A 17,262-nucleotide genomic window follows, 5' to 3' on the forward strand; every position below is an offset into this window, starting at 1 on the left:
GTAAAGAGACGGTAGTGCCGCTGCACACACGTCGAAAAACACCGCCGGTCAGACGGCGCTTACTGCTCGGTGATGTACTGAGCGACGTCCAGCATCCGGTTCGAGAAGCCGTACTCGTTGTCGTACCACGTCAGGATCTTCGTCATCCCGCTGACGACGTTCGTCGACTGGAGGTCGACCTGCGTGGAGTAGGGGTCCCCGAGGATGTCCGAGGAGACGACGTCCTCGCTGGTGACGCCCAGCACGCCCTCGAGCTCGCCTTCGGCGGCCGCCTCGAAGGCGGCGTTGACGTCGGCCTCGGTGACCTCGTCCTCGAGGTCGACGACGAACTCGGTGATGGAGCCGTTCGGGACCGGGACGCGGATGGCCATCCCGTCGAGCTTCCCCTCCAGCTCGGGGAGGACCTCGGTGGCGGCCTGTGCGGCGCCGGTCGAGGTGGGGATGATGTTCTCGGCGGCGGCGCGGCGACGGCGCGGCTTGCTGTTGGGGCCGTCCATCAGGTTCTGCGAGCCGGTGTAGGCGTGGACGGTCGTCAGCTGTCCGGCCTCGATGCCGAACTCCTCGTCGAGCACCTTCGCGACCGGGGTGATGGAGTTGGTCGTACAGGAGGCGTTCGAGACGACGTCCTCGCCGTCGTACTCGTCGTGGTTGACGCCGTAGACGATCTGCTTGACCGGCTCCTCGCCCTTCGGCGGCGCGGAGATGAGGACCTTGTCGGCACCCGCCTCGAGGTGCTGGCTGGCGTCCTCCTTGGTGCGGAAGATACCGGTCGCCTCGAAGGCGACGTCGACGTCGAGGTCGTCCCACGGGAGCTCCGTCGGGTCCGTCTCGTGGAAGACGCCCGCCTCGAAGTCGGTGCCGTCGACGGTCAGGACGCCGTCCTCGACACTCGCACCCTCGAGGTTGCCCATGACGGTGTCGTACTGGGCGAAGTAGTCGATCTCGTCGTCGTCCATCACGTCGTTGATACCGACGATCTCGACGTCGTCGTTCTCCAGCGAGGCTCGGAATACGTTGCGGCCGATGCGGCCGAAGCCGTTGAGGCCAACGCGAACTGGGTCGCTCATACCGCCTAGTAAACCTGCGCTACGGAGTAAAGTGTTTTCGGAGTTGTTTTCGCGGGTGATTGTTTATGATTATTCCGTATCGAATCTACGGTCTCAGGCGGACGACGCGGCACGGTCGAGTCGAACCGCCGGAGGTGGAAGCAAAGAGTGAGCCCGTCAGAAGGCTTTTCAGACAGAGCGACGTACCGCTTCGTACTGATGAGACGGGACGACAACGACGACCCCTTCGACGAGTTCTTCCGCGAAATCGAACGCATGATGGACGAGATGATGGGTTCCGAAGGGGACGTACACATCGACCGCGACGGGCCGAACGGCGGCGGTGACCTCCACGTCGACGTCCACGAGACCGACGACGAGGTCCGCGTCGTCGCCGACATCCCCGGCGTCGAGAAGGACGCTATCGACCTCAAGTGCGACGGGAGCGTCCTCACAATCGACGCCGACAGCCACCAGCGGGAGTACCACGAGCGACTCACCCTCCCCAGCAAGGTCGACGAACACTCCGCGTCGGCCACCTACAACAACGGCATCCTCGAGGTCACCTTCGACCGCGAGGAGGACTCCGCGGACATCGAGCTGTAGGGTCGTCCCGTCCCCGCTCTCTCCCCCTCTCTGTTCTCGCGCCGTGTTCGTTCGTGCCCGGGTAGCGATGGTTCCGTTCGCCGCCGGTCACACGGTCGCCCGAATCAACCCCGCCAGGTCGTCCCGAGACCACCTTCTTCCCGCTCGGGTGGCCTGCGGCCACCACGCGCGGCGAAAACGTGGGCGAAAAAGCCGGTCGCTCACGCCGTTCGCGACCGGTCCGACGCCGTCGCCCGGATCAGCCCCGCCAGGTCGTCCCAGAAGCCGTCCTCGTACTTCGTCGCGCTGTCGATGGTCGGCCGGGCGTTCGTCTCGTTGACCACCGCGCGCTCCTCGGTCACCAACAGGTCGACGCCGAGGTACGGGACCTCGAGCACCTCCGCCGCCCGTTCGGCGAGCGCGCGCAGGTCGCCGGACAGGTCGACGCCCTCGGCCTCGGCGCCGCGGTGGACGTTGTGCTTCCAGCGCCCGCGCTCGCGGGCCGCGGTCGGCAGGCGGCGCTCCACGGCGCCGACGTACTCGCCGTCGACGACCATCGCCCGGTAGTCCCGCGCGTCGGGGAGGTACTCCTGGACCAGGAACGAGCGGTCCCCGGTCGCCCGGTAGTCGTGGACCAGGTCGAGGTAGTCCGCGACGCCCAGGAACGAGTCGAGGTCGTGGGCCGTGGTCACGCCGACGCCGCGGGTCGTCGAGTTCGGTTTCACGACGACGGGCGGCCCCACCCGTTCGAAGGCGGCGACGAGTTCGGACTCGGCGGCCGGGTTCGACACCATCACCGTCTCGGGGACCGGGACACCCGCCTGCCCCAACCGAGCGAGGACGTCGGCCTTGTTGCGCGACCGGAGGATGGCCTCGCGGTCGTTGACCCACGGCACGTCCAGCAACGCGTCGGCGACGCCCCCCTCCATGATGCGGGAGGGGTAGACGAACCCGACGTCGTAGTCGTCGAACGGGTCGTCGGCCAGCGGGACGGCGCGCTCGCTGGTGTCGACGTGCCCGACAGCGATGTCCCGGGCCGCGAGCGGGTCGGCCATCCGCTCGAACGTCTCGGCCCGCGTGGTGACGGCGAGGTCCAGCATCGTCGTCGCTTGGGCCGGTCGCTACATAGGTGTGTTTCCCGTCGGCGCCGTCGCCGGGGGCCTACGCCTCGCCGCGCCCGCGGCCACGCAGTAGGACCCACAGCACGATGACGGCGCCCTCGGCCCGTGCCACCTGGTACACCCACGGCTTGAGTTCGACGTCGCCGTCTTCAGCCGCGAGGCCCATCCAGAAGTCGACGAGCTTCCGGGGGGCGGCGAGTTCGAGCAGTCCGACCGCCAGCAGCAGCGCTCTGAGGACCATACTGCTAGCTACGACATGTTAGGATAATACTATTTCGGCGGTGGGACTCCCGCCCGGGCGGCTCGCTGAGTGCGTCGCGCCCGGCGGCACGTCAGCGCGACCGCTCGGGGAGACGAGGAGCGAGTCGCCCGAGTGGACGACCAGTGAGAGAACGGCGCCGTGTCAGCGCGACCGGCCGGCTTACGCGATGAGCAGTTCTTCGCCCTTCTCGACCTTGACGCGGCAGGAGGGCGTGATCTTGTTGTAGGCACGGCGGAACGCCTCTTTGACGTGTTCGGCGTCCTCGACGTTACAGTAGGCGGTGAACAGTCGTTCGCCGGCCTGCACGCGGGCGGCGGTACCGACGATCTTCCCGAAGGCCTGTCGCATCCCGTCGGAGACACGGTCGGCCCCGGCACCGGTCGCCTGCTTGTTCTCGCGCAGGACCTGGTGGGGGAACTTCCGCAGGGTCATGCGGTAGTCGCCGTCCTCGCCGAGCTGCTTGATGAGGTGGCGGTTGGCCGACAGGCGGGAGGCCTCGAGCGAGCCGTGGCGAAGCTGGACCGACTCCTCGACGATGAGGCTGATCTGGACGGGGTAGTCCGATTTCTCGGCCGTCTTGCGACCCATCTCGTGCTGTGCGATCTTCGAACCGGGGATGCCCGTGATGTACTCGCGTCGGGTGTACGAGGGCTTGTCGATGTCCCGGTACATCGAGGCAGGTTTGTCCGACATAGGTACTCTTGGCGAATACGTGGCCGAGCGACCTGATAAGGGCTTCGAAGGGCCGCCGTGCGAGTGGGTCGGACCCACACGCCCGGAGCGGCCGGGAGGCGGCCGTCGAGGGTGACACGAGTGTTACCGCGCGGGGTGTTTATCCGGTTCCAGCGCCAACGGCGGAGTACCATGAACATGCTCGTCGACGGCGAGTGGCGGACAGACGCCTACGAGAGTACGAACGACGACGGAGAGTTCGACCGGCAGGACACGACCTTCCGGGACCGGATCGAGGACGACCCTGACGCGCGTTTCCAGCCCGAGGCGGGCCGCTACCACCTCTACGTCTCGCTGGCGTGTCCCTGGGCCCACCGGACGCTGCTCGTGCGTAAGCTGAAGGGGCTCGAGGAGGCCATCAGCGTCGACGTCGTCGACCCGTACCGCGCGGACGACGGCTGGCAGTTCACCCCCGAGAAGGCGGGCTGTACCGAGGACTCGCTGTACGGGTCGGACTACCTCCGGGAACTGTACGTGGAGGCCGACCCCGATGCCACCTGCCGCGTGACGGTCCCCGTCCTCTGGGACAAGCGCGAGGAGACCATCGTCAACAACGAGTCGAAGGAGATCCTCCGGATGCTCGACACCGAGTTCGACGACGTCGCCGAGAACGACGTGGACCTCTACCCCGAGGGGTACCAGGACGAGGTGGACCGCATCATCGACGACATCTACGAGCCGATCAACAACGGCGTCTACCGCGCCGGGTTCGCGAACACGCAGGACGCCTACGACGACGCCGTCGCGGAACTGTTCGACGCGCTGGACCACTGGGACGCGGTGCTGGAGGACCAGCGGTACCTCGCCGGGGACCGCCTGACCGAGGCGGACATCTGCATGTTCACGACGCTGGTGCGCTTCGACGAGGTGTACCACACCCACTTCATGTGCAACCACCAGTTCATCAGGGAGTACGACAACCTCTGGCCGTACCTGCGCGACCTCTACCAGACGCCGGGCGTCGCGGAGACGGTGAACATGGACCACATCACGGAGCACTACTACACCACCCACCCGGACGTCAGTCCGAAGCGCATCGTGCCGATGGGGCCCGACCCGGACTTCGAGGCGCCCCACGACCGCGACGAACTGCCCGGCGACCGCCCCGACGACCTGTTCGCGACGGTCTGACCGGGACTGCCGGCCGATATCGAACGCCGAGGACGTGCGAGTGCTTTTCCCCCCGGAGAGACAGCCGTAGCGCATGGTCAGGGGGAGCGAACGGGGCGTCAGTCCGGTTATCGGCGTGGTCCTCGTGGTCGCCATCACGGTCGTACTGGCGGCAGCGGTGGGCGCCTACCTCGTCGGGGTCACCGGCGAGCAACCCGTAGCGGAGACGCCGCAGACCGCCATCGTCGCCGACTACGGCGAGCGGACGACGGGGAACGGCGAGTACCTGAACCTGAGTTTCGAGAGCGGCGACACGCTCGACCGGGCGAAGCTCTCGCTCGCGGTTTCGGGTGCGACGGACTCGGCGGGCAACCCCGCGCCCCTGACCGGCGACCCGCTGGGGGCGCAGGCGCCGACCAGCATCACGTCGGGCGTCGAGCTATCGATCCACGCGGGTCACTTCGACGAGGCGGACACCGGGGCCGGCGAACACCTCGACCTGAGCGAGGCGACGCTCCGGCTGGTCTGGGACCCGGAGCCGACGACCGAGAGCGAGACGTACGTCGTCTACCGCTGGCCCGACCCGAGCCGTCGCTAGGGGGTCGAGAGCGTGACCTCGTCGGCCTCGTAGTCCTCGATGAACGAGCCGGGGCCGCCGACGGTCACCGTCTCCTCGCCGGTGTCGACGACGAGCGTGTGTTCGATGGGGTAGGCGTTGGTCTGTGGCTCGGCGAGGCCCTGCCGGGTGTCGACGACGGTGCCCTCGAGCGTTCCGGGGTCGTCGTCGGCCTGCACCGGCTGGACGAGGGCCGAGACGTGTACCGCCTCGTCCGCGCGGAGGTGGAGCGTCGCCTCCAGCACCGGCTGCCGGAAGTTCTGGTAGGTGGCCGGGAGCGCACGCGGCTCGGCGACGTATATCTCGCTGGACATGGGCCAGTAGTTCCCGAGGAACGACCCCGAGAGGACCGGGACGAGCTGCTCCTGGACGAAGGCGATGGCGCGCTGGTCGGAGTTCGAGCGGATGATGATGTCCGCGGGCGCGACCAGCCCGAACTGGCCGTCGACGGTGAGCATGATGGGCATCTCCTGGTCCCACGCGCGGGCGACGGAGGCCATCCCCGCGACGTCGTCGCCGGCGACGTCCGTCGCGCTGCTGACCACGAGGAGGACGAGGACGCCCCGGTCGACGGCCGCCTCCAGTTCGTCGGCTATCTCGGGGAGGTACTGTTGGGGCACCGACAGCATGACCTCCCGTTCGGCGTTGGCGAGGTACTCCGTGAGCCGTTTGACCACCGTGACGCGGGACTTGATGACGTCGAACTGCTGGGCCCGCCGCTCCGTGTCGGAGAAGCGCTCGTCGAGCGCCGTCTCCATCTCCTCTAACTGGTCCGACAGCGCCTCGATGACCTCCGAGGGCGGCCGGGCGCGTATCGTCGTCGGGACGACGTGGTCGTTGACCTCGACGAACCCCCGTTTCTCCAGCGACTCGCTGATGCTGTAGACGTACCGCTTCGAGACGCCGGTGTCGTCGGCGATCTCGCTGGCCTTCGCCTCCCCGTTCTGGAGGATAGAGAGATACGTGTCCACCTCCTTCTCAGAGAGCCCCAACTGTGTGAGTCTGTCCGCGAGCGTCGAATCGTCCATGCTAATTTATCATCTCCACTGTGGCAAGTAATTTGGTTTCGGTCCCGTTCGGGTCGCTACCGTCCCGAGGACGCGGATTGTAATAGTTCGTTACGAATTGAGAAGTGATTAAGGTACTGGTCCTGTAGGGTCCCGTATGACAGAGCGAGAGCGACCGACTGCCACGGCGGACGCGACGTGGACGGTCGGCGAGAAATACGGGTTCGGCACTGTCTGTGACCACGACGACGCCGACCCGTCGCGAGTCTGGTACACGCTGACCGAGGGCGCCGTCACCGAAGTCCGGTTCCCGCGGGTCGACGTCATGAACGTCCGCGAACTCGACTTTCTGGTCACCGACGGCGACGGCTACGCCGCCCGGACGTTCCGGGAGCGACGCGACCTGCCGGACGCCGTCGAGCGCGAGACGACGGCGGCCAGCGAGGACGCGCTCCTCTTCCGCCAGACGGCCCGGCCGACCGACGACCACGACTGGTCGCTGACCGTCGACCACGCGACCCACCCCGAGGAGGACGCCCTCCTCCTCGACGTCACCTTCGAGGGCGAAGGGTACGACTGCCACGTCGTCGTCGACTCGGCGCTGTCGGCCCACGCCGACCACGATGTCGCACGCGCACGCGAGGACGCCCTTCTGGCCCGACACGAGCGGCCGGCGGGTGCCGACCCCGCGTTCTGCTACGAGGACGGCGACCCGATAGACGTGGGGCTGGCGCTCGCGAGCGACGACGGGTTCGACTGGACCACGGCCGACGTCCGCGGGGGCGACGTGGAGGCGGCGCTCGTAGAGCGCGGGTCGACCGAGGAGCGACACGCAGAGGCACAGGGGAACGTCGTCCTCGCCGGGACGCTGTCGAGTCACGACACCACGCTGGCGCTCGGGTTCGCCGAGGACGGCGACGACGAGGGCGCGCTGGTGACCGCGGAGGCCGCTCTCGACGGCCCGTTCGAGGACGTCCGGGCCGCCTACGTCGACTCGTGGGCGTCGTACCTCGACGAGGTGGCCGTCCCCGAAAGCGTCGCCGGCGACGACGACCTGCTGGCCCAGTACAAGACCGCCGTGATGGTGATGAAGGCCGCAGACTCCAAGGCGTTCCCCGGCGCCGGCATCGCCTCGCCGTCAGTCCCGTGGGGCGACGCCGTCGACGCCAACGCGCCCATCGACTACGGCTACAACTACGTCTGGCCCCGCGACCTGTATCAGGCCTACACCGCCTTCGACGCGATGGGCGACGTCCAGAGCGCCATCGACGCCACCGAGTACCTCTACGAGTACCAGCAGGAGTCGGACGGCTTCTTCCCGCAGAACACGTTCCTCGACGGGCGCACCCGCTGGGGCGGCGAGCAGCTCGACGAGATAGCCTTCCCACAGGTGATGGCCCAGCAGCTGAAGGAACGCCACGGCTACGACCTCGACGAGGCGGGCTACGGCTACGAGAGTATCCGCCTGTCCAGCGACTACGTCGTCGACAGCGGCCCCAGCAGCCAGCAGGAGCGCTGGGAGGAGGAGAGCGGCTACTCCCCGTCGACGACGGCCGCCGAGATAGCCGGCCTCGTCTGTGCCGCCGACCTCGCGCTCGAGGCCGGCTACCCGGCCGACGCCATCGCCTACCTCGGCGTCGCCGACCACTGGGTCGACCGACTGGAGGACTGGCACGCGACGACGACCGGCACCCAGAAACACACCAACACGCCGTACTACGTGCGCATCACCGACGAGGGGAACCCGGACGACGGGGAACTCCGCACGCACAACAACGGCGGCGGGACGCTGGACGAGCGCAACATCCTCGACGGCGGGTTCCTCGAACTCGTCCGGCTGGGCGTCCTGCCGGCCGACGACGAGACGGTCCGGAACACCGTCCTCGAGTACGACGACGACATCATGGTCGAGACGCCCCACGGCCCGGCGTGGTACCGCTACACCGGCGACGGCTACGGCGAGAAGCGGGTCCAGCCCGGTGCGCCGTGGATGCCGGACGAGACCGGGAAGGGGCGTCTCTGGCCGTTCTTCACCGGCGAGCGCGGCGAGTACGAACTCCTGCTGGAGGACCCGACCTTCGACCCCGAGAGCCTGCTGGCGACGCTGGGCGACTTCGCCAACGACGGGCGGATGCTCCCCGAACAGGTGTGGGACGAACCGGGCGAGAACGACTTCGGCTGGGAGTTCGGCGAGGGCACGTCGAGCGCGACGCCGCTGTCGTGGACCAACGCCCAGTTCGTCCGCCTCGCGTGGAGCATCGACGCGGGCGAACCCGTCGAGACGCCCGCCGTCGTCCGTGAGCGCTACGACGGCGACGCGCCGGCCGACGGGCCGGTCCTCGACGTGGCCATCGAGCGAGCGGACGACGCCGCGCGGGTGACGGGTCACACCGTCGGCGACGACGTCGTGGTGAAGACCCAGACCGAGACCGTCCACACTTCCGGGGGCGACGTCGACATCACTGTCGCCGCCGAGGACGGGGCGCGCGTCACGGTCGTCGCGGCCAGCGGCGACCTCCCCGACGTCGAGACCGCCGTCGCCTACGACCGGGTCTGAGCGGGTCCCCCAGCCGAGTCTGTAAGTGCGAAAAATAATTACACCATATTTTATGGTGGAGGGCGTGTTGCGTAGTGGCAATGACGCTCCGGACATCGCTCGACGACTTCAAACGCCACCGGGACGCCGACAGGAAGTTCCCCGGTGAACTCCGTTCTACGACAGGTCTCTTCGCTGGGCAGGGCGACCGTCTCGTCCACGTCGACACAGACGGCTCGCTGCGGGACTACTCCTACCCGCTCAGCGGTCTCTCCGGCATCGACGCGTCGCGGTTCGGGGTGGGCGACGACTGGTTCGACGCCGACGCCGACCAGCGGTACCGCGGTGAGACGGGCGTCGTCGAGACGGTCCACGACAACGGCGACTGGCGGGTCGTCCAGCGGGACCTGACGCTCGACCGCGCGCACGTCACGCGGTTCGAACTCGACGGCGACGCCCCGCCGGACCTCGACCTCCGGGCGTACCTCCGGTTCGCCCCGGACGGGCGCGAGGGGCAGACGAGCCTGCTGGTCCACGACGGCGCCGTCGAGGCCTACCACCGGCGCGAACACGACTACGTCGGCGTCTCGACCGAGCTGTCCGGGGTCCACGGCCAGATTCCCGAGCGGTTCGACGAACTCGTCGCCGACGACCCCGTCGACTTCCCGCGGACGACCGACGAGGAGCGCTACGAGGACGAGGTGCTGACCGCCGGCGTCCTCGTCACCGCCCCGTTCGAGGACGGGTGCGTCACCCTCGTCACCCTCCTCGCCGAGCGCGGCGAGACGGACCGCGGGGCCGCGCTGTCGCGACTCGACGACGTCGCGGGCGGCGAGACGGAGTTGGAAGCGGCGAGCGAGCGCCGGCGCGACTGGGAGGTCCCCCAGGGGGTCGCCCACCGCGAGACGGTCGTCGACGACCTGCGGGTCGTCTCGCTGCTGTCGGCCGAGAACGGCGCGCGCATCGCCGGCCCCGACTTCGACCCCTTCTACGTCACCTCCGGCGGCTACGGCTACACGTGGTTCCGCGACGACGCCGAGATCTCCCGGTTCCTGCTCGACGGGAGCGACGCGCTGGGCGTCGACCTGACCCACTGGCACCAGCGGTCGGCCGAGTTCTACTGCCGGACCCAACTGGACGACGGGAGCTGGCCCCACCGCGTCTGGCCCGGCGACGAGACGCTCGCGCCGGGGTGGGCCAACGCCCGTCTCGAGAGCGGCGCGGACACGGACTACCAGGCCGACCAGAGCGGGAGCGTCGCCGGCTTCCTCGCGACGTTCCTCCGGACCGGCGACCCCGACGACCCCGAGCGCGTCGAGGCCGCCATCGAACGGGCCGTCGAGAGCTTAGACGACACGCTGGAGGCCGACGGCCTCCCCATCGCCTGCCAGAACGCGTGGGAGAACATGCAGGGCCGGTTCGCCCACACCGCCGCCACCTTCCTCCACGCCTACGCCGCCGTCGCCCGGGCGCCGGTGTCGACCGACCTCCGCGACCACGCACGGGCGCAGGCCGACGCCGTCGTCGAGGGCCTCGACCGCCTGTGGACCGGCGAGTTCTACGCACTCCGGGAGCGCGAGGGCGAACTGGACGAGCGGCTCGACTCCGGGTCGCTGGCACTGGCCGCCGCGATGCGGGAGTACGCCGTCGTCGCACCGGTCGCCGACGAGACGGTCGACCGCCTCGTCACGCACGTCGAGACGACGCTCGCCGGCCTCGAACGCGAGACGGAGGCCGTCCGCGGCCTCGTCCGCTTCGAGGGCGACGAGTGGCGCCAGCACGGACAGGGCGCAGAGAAGGTGTGGACCGTCTCGACGGCCTGGGGCGCCAACGCCGCCGCCGAACTCGGGAGCCTCCTCGACCACCGCGACGACGCCCGGGCGGCCGACGCCTTCCGCCGGTCGCGCGACCTGCTCGGGGAGCTCCTCCCCGGCGGGTCCCTCGCCAGACAGGGCGGGTACCTCCCCGAGCAACTGTTCGACGACGGGACGCCCGACTCCGCGACGCCGCTGGGGTGGCCCCACGCGCTCCGACTGGCGACCGTCGCCCACCTCGACGAGGCGGGCGAACTGCGGTCGGCGGCGGAGCCGAAGGCCCGGACGGAGTGAGCGGCCGCGGGCGCGACGCAGTCGTTCTCCGCGAAACGTATCGGTCGCAGGCGCCACGGCGGCGACGCTGTCGGACGCGCGGGTACCTCGAGAACGGAACCGCAGGCCGACGAGCGGTTACTGCATCGGTGTGACCGCCTCGGCGTCGGTCGCCGTGACGGCCTCGCCCGTCTCGGTGTCGAACAGGTGAACCGAGCCCTCGTCGAAGGCGATCTGCACCACGTCGCCGACCGCGGGTTCGATGTCGGCCGGGACGCGGGCGATGAAGTCCGGCGCGTCCTCGGTGTCGAAGCTCCGGGACTCGGTGCCGAGGTCGAGGTAGAGGTAGTTGTCGCTCCCGATGGGTTCGACGACGTCCACCGTCGCGGGGATGGCGTCGGTGCCGGCCGCGCCGTCCTCGCTGACCCTGACGTGTTCGGGACGGATGCCGAGGACGTAGGACCCGCCGGCGATGTCGCCGAAGGCGCTGGCCCGGCCCGAGGTCAGGTCGTAGGAGAAGCTCCCGTCGGCGCCGGTGAGACGGATGCCGGCGTCGAAGGGGTCGGCCTCGACGTCGACGAAGTTCATCGACGGCGACCCGACGAACCCGGCGACGAACTGGTTGGTGGGGTTCTGGTACACGTCGGTCGGCTTGCCGGTCTGCTGGAGCTCACCGTCGTTGAGGATGACGATGCGGTCGCCCATCGTCATCGCCTCCTCCTGGTCGTGGGTGACGTACACCGAGGTGATGCCCAGCTCCTCCTGCAGGCGCTGGATTTCGGTCCGCATCGTCGTCCGGAGCTTCGCGTCCAGGTTCGAGAGCGGTTCGTCGAACAGGAACACGTCGGGTTCGCGGACGATGGCCCGCCCCAGCGCGACGCGCTGTTTCTGCCCGCCGGAGAGCTCGTCGGGCGTGTCGTCGAGCAGGTCCTCGATACCCATCATCTCGGCGGCGTCGTACACCCGCTGTTCGCGCTCCTCGGCGGACATGTCGGTGCTCATCCGGAGGCCGAAGGCCATGTTCTGCTGGATGGTCTTGTGGGGGTACAGCGCGTAGTTCTGGAACACCATCGCCACGTCGCGGTGGCGCGCGTGGACGTCGGTGATGTCGGCGCCGTCGACGTGGATGCGACCGCTCGTGGGTCGCTCCAGCCCGGCTATCATCCGCAGTGTCGTCGACTTCCCGCAGCCTGACGGCCCGACCACCGTGACGAACTCCCCGTCCTCGATTTCGAGGTTCAGGTCGTCGACCGCGACGATGGACCCGCCGTCGAACTCCTTGCGAAGCGATTTCAGTTCGAGACTCGCCATTACTCCCTGTGTACGCGTCCCGCATGATAAATGTTCCCCAAATCTCCGAATTTGTGAGGGAAAATTTCGTAGAGGTTTTCGTGCCGGCGCGTCTGGGACCGGCAATGGTTCAGGTTCCACGGGCAGACGGGAGGCACAGATGAGGCGACGCCGGGAGTTCATGCGCACCGCGGCCGGCGTCGGCTTCGCCGGGCTGGCCGGCTGTCCCGGCCGGTCCGGGGACGGCGGGACCCCGACGGACGCCACGGAGGCGGGCACGGACGCGACGACGACGGACGGACGAATCGAGGCCGTCCCGCCCCGGTGGACGACCGGGCGGAAGTACGGCTTGGCGACGGTCCCGGATCACGGCGACGCGGACCCGTCGCGCGTGTGGGCGACGTTCACCGCCGGCGCGGTGACGGAGGTCCGGTTCCCGCGAATCGACCTCATGAACCTCCGGACGCTGGAGTTCCTCGTCGTCGACGCCGACGCCGGGCGGACGTGGCGCACCCACGACGCCGACCGGACCGCCGACGACGGCGTCGAGCGCTCGACGACGCTCGCGACGGACGAGGGCCTGCTGTACCAGCAGACCGCCTCGCCGACCGACGGCGACTGGTCGCTGACCGTCGAGTGGGTCACCGACCCCGAACGGGACGCGCTGGTCGGCGACGTGACCTTCGACGGCGCCGACTCGCTGGACCTCTACGCCGTCGCCCGCACCGCCTGTTCACAGAGCGCCGGGGCCGACGTGGGCCGCGTCGCGGACGGCGGGGCCCTCGTCGCGTGGGACGGCACCGAGAACGACAGTCAACACGTCGTCCGCGAGGACGGCGAGCCCTACGCCGTGGCGCTGGGCCTGGCCTGCGAAGGCGGGTTCGACCGCGCCGGCGCGCTCTCGGCCGACGACGGCCAGCGACTGCTGGAGACCGGCGCGTGGACCGACAGCGACGAGACCGAGGACGTGGTGACGCTGGCCGGCCGGCTGCTGTCGGGGGCCGGCGAGACGACGCTGGCACTGGGCTTCGCGACCGAGCGAGACGACGGGGCCGCGGCGGAGACGGCCGCGGCCGCCGCCGACGCGGACGTCGCCACGACCCGGACGGCGTATCTGGACGCGTGGCGCGACTACCTCGCGGAACTCGACGCACCAGACAGCGTCTCCGGCGAACTGCGGACCCAGTACCGCGTCGCCGCGATGACGCTGGCGGCCGTCGAGGACAAGACCTACCTCGGGGCGGGCATCGCCTCGCCGTCGGTCCCCTGGGGCGCCGCCGTCGGCGCGACCCCGCCCAGCGACTACGGCTACAACTTCGTCTGGGCGCGTGACCTCTACCAGTCCTTCACCGCGCTCCGGGCGATGGGCGACGTCGCGGGCGCGCGCCGCGCCCTCGAGTACGTCTTCGAGTACCAGCAGGACGACTCCGGTTTCCTCCCCCAGAACACGTTCGTCGACGGGCGCACCCGCTGGGGCGGCGAGCAAATGGACGAGATAGCCTTCCCGCTGGTGATGGCCTACCAGTTGACCGACCGCCACGGCGTCGCATTCGAGGACGTGAACTACGACTTCGAGAACGTCCGGGCCTCGGCGGACTACGTCGCCAACAGCGGCCCGGCGACCGACCAGGAGCGCTGGGAGGAGGAGAGCGGCTACTCCCCGTCGACCATCGCCGCCGAGATCGCCGGGCTGACCGCCGCGGCGTCGCTGGCCGCCGACGCGGGCGAACGGGACGACGCGCTCCGGTGGCTGGCGACGGCCGACGACTGGGCGCGCAACGTCGAGGAGTGGTGCGCGACGACGACGGGTACCGACGAACACACGACGACGCCGTACTACATCCGGGTCGGCGACGACACGGACCCCGACGACGGCGCGGACCGCGCCCTCGCCAACGGCGGGCCGACGCTGGACGAGCGGAACGTCATCGACGCCGGCTTCCTCGAACTCGTCCGCCTCGGGGTCGTGCCCGCCGACGACCCGACCGTCGAGAACTCCGTCGCCGTCGTCGACGACACCATCCGCGTCGACACGCCGAACGGCCCGGCGTGGTACCGCTACAACGGCGACGGCTACGGCGAACCCGCGAGCGGCGAACCGTGGACGAGCGAAGGGCAGGGCCGCCTGTGGCCAATCTTCACCGGCGAGCGCGGCGAGTACGAACTCCGGCGGGCCGACAGTCCCGACGACCTCACGCCCGAGACCCTGCTCGAAGCGATGGCGGACTTCGCCAACGAGGGCCGGATGATTCCCGAACAGGTCTGGGACCGCGAGGACCCCACCGAGTACGGCTGGGCGTTCGGCGAGGGCACCGGGTCCGCGACGCCGCTGTCGTGGTCGATGGCCCAGTTCGTCCGGTTGGCCCACGGCATCGACGCGGGCGACCCCGTCGAGACGCCCGCCGTCGTCGCCGAGCGGTTCGGCACGGAGCGGCCACGGCCCTCCCTGTCGGTCGCGGACCTCCCGACGACCACCGAGGACGAACCCGTCACGGTGGAGGTGGCGACGGACGCCCCAGAGGTGCTCGTCCACGCCGACGGGACGACCCATCGAGCCACCGTCAGCGACGGGAGCGCGACCGTCGACGTCCCCCTCTCGGGCATCCGGACGACGGTCACCGTCGTCGCCGTCGAGGACACGGGCGCGCTGGTCGAGGCGTCGCTGGCCGTCGACCGACAGACGGTGACCTACACCGGGGACTGAAGGGGAGAGAGCGGCCCGCTACGTCTCGACCGGCGTCACGACCACGTCGGCCACCCGCAGGCCGTCGCCGGTCGCCACGTCCGTCTCCGAGAGCAGGTCGTGGCCGGTCACGTCGGCGTCCAGCGCCACCGTCGCGGCCTCGCTCCCGAAGTTCAGCAGGACGGCCAGCGTCTCGTCGCCGTCCGAGCGGGTGTAGGCGACGACGCTGTCCGGGTCGCCGGCGACGACGTCCCACTCGGCCGGGTCGACACCGGGGGCCCGCAGGGCGGCGTGGGCCTGCCTGAGCGCGACCAGTCGGCGGTGGAAGTCCGTCAGGTCGGCGTCGCCGTCGTGCCAGCACATCGTCCCGCGCTGGTCCTCGACGCCGCGTTCCTGCCCGTAGTATATCATCGGCGCGCCGGGGACGGTGAACGTCGCTCCGACGGCGGCCCGCAGGGGCGCCTCGCCGCAGTCGTCGCGGTAGCGGTCCTCGTCGTGGTTCTCGACGTAGCGCATGTGGACCGACCGGTCGGGGTAGCCCCGCCGCGGCGACAGTTCGAGGGCGTCGAACAGCGCCGTCGCCGGTTCCTCCCCCTTTCCGACGTCGCGGAGCGTGAAGTAGAAGTCCGTGTCGTAGTGGACGTCGAACTCGTTCTCGCGGAAACTCGGGTCTCGGGGCACCGTCTCGTCTAGCAGGAGGAACTCCGAATCCTCGGCTTTCAGTCGCTCGCGGACCTCCTTCCAGAAGCCGTGGGGAACCCCCCACGCCACGTCACAGCGGAAGCCGTCGACCTCGCCGGCCCACTCGTCGACCACGTCGAGCAGCCAGCGCCGGACGTCGAGCGAGTCGTAGTTCACGTTGGGTATCTTCGTCCAGTTGAAGTACAGGCCCGCCGCGTCGTCGCCGGCCCAGTCGACGCCGGTGACGTTCTGGGACTCGGGGACCCGCTCGTAGTAGTCCTCGTAGCCGGGGACGCCCGAACGGTGGAACTGGAAGTACGGGTGGTCCCGCGAGGTGTGGTTGATGACCAGGTCGAAGACGACACGGATGCCCGCGTCGTGGAGCGCGTCGACCAGCGACGCGAACTCCTCGCGCGTGCCGAGGTCCGTCGCGGTGTCGAACAAGTCGGTGATGTGGTAGCCGTGCCGCGTGGGGCTCTGGACGACGGGCGTGAACCACACCACGTCGACGCCCAGCGACTCGATGTAGGGCACGCGGCGTTCGATCTCCGCGAAGGACGTCTCGGCGACGTCGCCGACGAACTCGCGGACGAATATCTCGTAGATGGTGGCGTCGCTCGCCCACTCGGGGGCGTCGGCGGGTCGCTCGAAGGCCACGTCCTCGCCCGCGTGGAGGGTCAGCGTGTCGGCGATGCTGTGCTGTTCCGCCACGGCGACGGCGTGGACCCGCGAGAGGACCGGGAGCGAGTCGACGGGCGCGCGCAGTTCGTCGCCGTCGACGGTCACGTCGGCCGCGGCGAGGGCGTCCCGGTCGTCGAGGTGGAACTCCACGTCGGGGTCGCTTCCGTCCGGGGCCGCGCGTGCGTCGGCGGTGACGACGACGGTGTCGCCCTCGACACGGCCCTGCAGTTCGACGCGGGGTCGGCCCGCCCCCTCGACGGTCGCCTCGTCGTCGGCGAACGGGTCGAACTCGCCGTCGAACGCGAAGATGACGCTGTGGGTACCCGGCGGGAGGTCCGTCTCGAAGACCCACTCGCCGTCGCGCTCCTCGGTGGCCCAGTGGGTGCCCATGGTGAAGTCGTTGAACCGGCCCATGACGACGCAGTCCTCGGCGTCCGGGACGTCGTCGGGGTCGCCCTCCACGACGTCGTCGGCGGTGACGCTGAACCGGACCGTCTCGCGCGCGGTAGCCGGGAAGGCTCGGACCGTCTGCGTGTGCGTGCCGTCCGGCGCGTCCAGTTCGGCGCGATACGTGCCGGCCACGTCCGGTTCGAGGTGGACGACCGGCCCGTCGTCCAGCGAGACGGAGCTGTCTGCGGGCGCGTCGGCGAGTCGCCATCTGAACGTCGCGGCCGGGTCTGGACGGCGCGGTGCCAGTTCGACCGACTCGCCGACCGTACAGAACCGCGGCGGACCGGGGTGGTGCATACGGCATGGCTTGCCACCTCGGTATTTGACTGTTGCCTTTGGTTTCGACGTCTCGGTGAGTCGTCGACCAATCGTTCA

General features: G+C 69.6%; 13 protein-coding genes. 6 read left to right on the plus strand and 7 right to left on the minus strand.

Annotation, left to right across the window (positions count from 1 at the left end):
* Nucleotides 1-59 precede the first annotated feature (59 nt).
* Nucleotides 60-1,067 (minus strand): type I glyceraldehyde-3-phosphate dehydrogenase, encoded by a 1,008-nt coding sequence (gene gap, locus ACV7GQ_RS14380; protein WP_470310911.1) that lies wholly within the window; start codon nucleotides 1,065-1,067, stop codon nucleotides 60-62.
* Between the two features lie 198 nt (nucleotides 1,068-1,265).
* Between gap and ACV7GQ_RS14385 the strand changes: the two genes are divergently transcribed.
* Entirely contained in the window at nucleotides 1,266-1,652 is a 387-nt protein-coding gene (locus ACV7GQ_RS14385) for an Hsp20/alpha crystallin family protein (RefSeq protein WP_470310912.1), read from the plus strand.
* Nucleotides 1,653-1,852: 200 nt separating this feature from the next.
* On the opposite strand, the gene ACV7GQ_RS14390 is transcribed toward ACV7GQ_RS14385, so the two are convergent.
* From ACV7GQ_RS14390 to ACV7GQ_RS14400, 3 genes are all read right to left on the minus strand, one after another.
* Entirely contained in the window at nucleotides 1,853-2,731 is an 879-nt protein-coding gene (locus tag ACV7GQ_RS14390; RefSeq protein ID WP_470310913.1) for an ATP-grasp domain-containing protein, read from the minus strand.
* Nucleotides 2,732-2,792: 61 nt separating this feature from the next.
* Nucleotides 2,793-2,993 carry a hypothetical protein gene (locus tag ACV7GQ_RS14395; protein WP_470310914.1) on the minus strand — a complete coding sequence of 67 codons (201 nt, stop codon included), beginning with the start codon at nucleotides 2,991-2,993 and terminating at the stop codon, nucleotides 2,793-2,795.
* Between the two features lie 180 nt (nucleotides 2,994-3,173).
* A complete protein-coding gene (locus ACV7GQ_RS14400; protein ID WP_470310915.1) occupies nucleotides 3,174-3,707 on the minus strand; it encodes a 50S ribosomal protein L16 in 534 nt (177 codons plus the stop codon).
* A 171-nt stretch (nucleotides 3,708-3,878) separates the two neighbouring features.
* On the opposite strand from ACV7GQ_RS14400, the gene ACV7GQ_RS14405 reads away from it, so the two are divergent.
* The gene (locus ACV7GQ_RS14405; RefSeq protein WP_470310916.1) at nucleotides 3,879-4,877 is read left to right on the plus strand and encodes a glutathione S-transferase family protein; all 999 of its coding nucleotides are present in this window, start codon (nucleotides 3,879-3,881) and stop codon (nucleotides 4,875-4,877) included.
* A 73-nt stretch (nucleotides 4,878-4,950) separates the two neighbouring features.
* Entirely contained in the window at nucleotides 4,951-5,454 is a 504-nt protein-coding gene (locus ACV7GQ_RS14410) for a type IV pilin domain-containing protein (protein WP_470310917.1), read from the plus strand.
* On the opposite strand, the gene ACV7GQ_RS14415 is transcribed toward ACV7GQ_RS14410, so the two are convergent.
* Nucleotides 5,451-6,500, minus strand: coding sequence for a TrmB family transcriptional regulator (locus ACV7GQ_RS14415; RefSeq protein WP_470310918.1), 1,050 nt, complete (start codon nucleotides 6,498-6,500; stop codon nucleotides 5,451-5,453). The genes ACV7GQ_RS14410 and ACV7GQ_RS14415 overlap by 4 nt on opposite strands.
* Nucleotides 6,501-6,636: 136 nt before the next feature.
* On the opposite strand from ACV7GQ_RS14415, the gene ACV7GQ_RS14420 reads away from it, so the two are divergent.
* Together ACV7GQ_RS14420 and ACV7GQ_RS14425 are read left to right on the plus strand one after the other, a co-directional pair.
* Nucleotides 6,637-9,036 (plus strand): glycoside hydrolase family 15 protein, encoded by a 2,400-nt coding sequence (locus ACV7GQ_RS14420; protein WP_470310919.1) that lies wholly within the window; start codon nucleotides 6,637-6,639, stop codon nucleotides 9,034-9,036.
* 80 nt (nucleotides 9,037-9,116) lie between these two features.
* Nucleotides 9,117-11,123, plus strand: coding sequence for a DUF7997 domain-containing protein (locus ACV7GQ_RS14425; RefSeq protein ID WP_470310920.1), 2,007 nt, complete (start codon nucleotides 9,117-9,119; stop codon nucleotides 11,121-11,123).
* 117 nt (nucleotides 11,124-11,240) lie between these two features.
* Here ACV7GQ_RS14425 and ACV7GQ_RS14430 read toward each other — a convergent pair whose 3' ends face one another.
* The gene (locus ACV7GQ_RS14430) at nucleotides 11,241-12,413 is read right to left on the minus strand and encodes an ABC transporter ATP-binding protein (RefSeq protein WP_470310921.1); all 1,173 of its coding nucleotides are present in this window, start codon (nucleotides 12,411-12,413) and stop codon (nucleotides 11,241-11,243) included.
* 139 nt (nucleotides 12,414-12,552) lie between these two features.
* Here ACV7GQ_RS14430 and ACV7GQ_RS14435 point away from each other — a divergent pair, with 139 nt between their 5' ends.
* Nucleotides 12,553-15,096, plus strand: coding sequence for a glycoside hydrolase family 15 protein (locus ACV7GQ_RS14435; protein WP_470310922.1), 2,544 nt, complete (start codon nucleotides 12,553-12,555; stop codon nucleotides 15,094-15,096).
* A gap of 18 nt (nucleotides 15,097-15,114) precedes the next feature.
* Here the strand turns inward: ACV7GQ_RS14435 and ACV7GQ_RS14440 are convergent, their stop codons facing one another.
* Complete coding sequence (locus ACV7GQ_RS14440; RefSeq protein WP_470310923.1) at nucleotides 15,115-17,184, minus strand: alpha-amylase family glycosyl hydrolase; 2,070 nt, start codon at nucleotides 17,182-17,184, stop codon at nucleotides 15,115-15,117.
* Nucleotides 17,185-17,262: the final 78 nt, after the last annotated feature.

The sequence above is a fragment of the Haloarcula sp. MBLA0163 genome, from assembly GCF_055632435.1.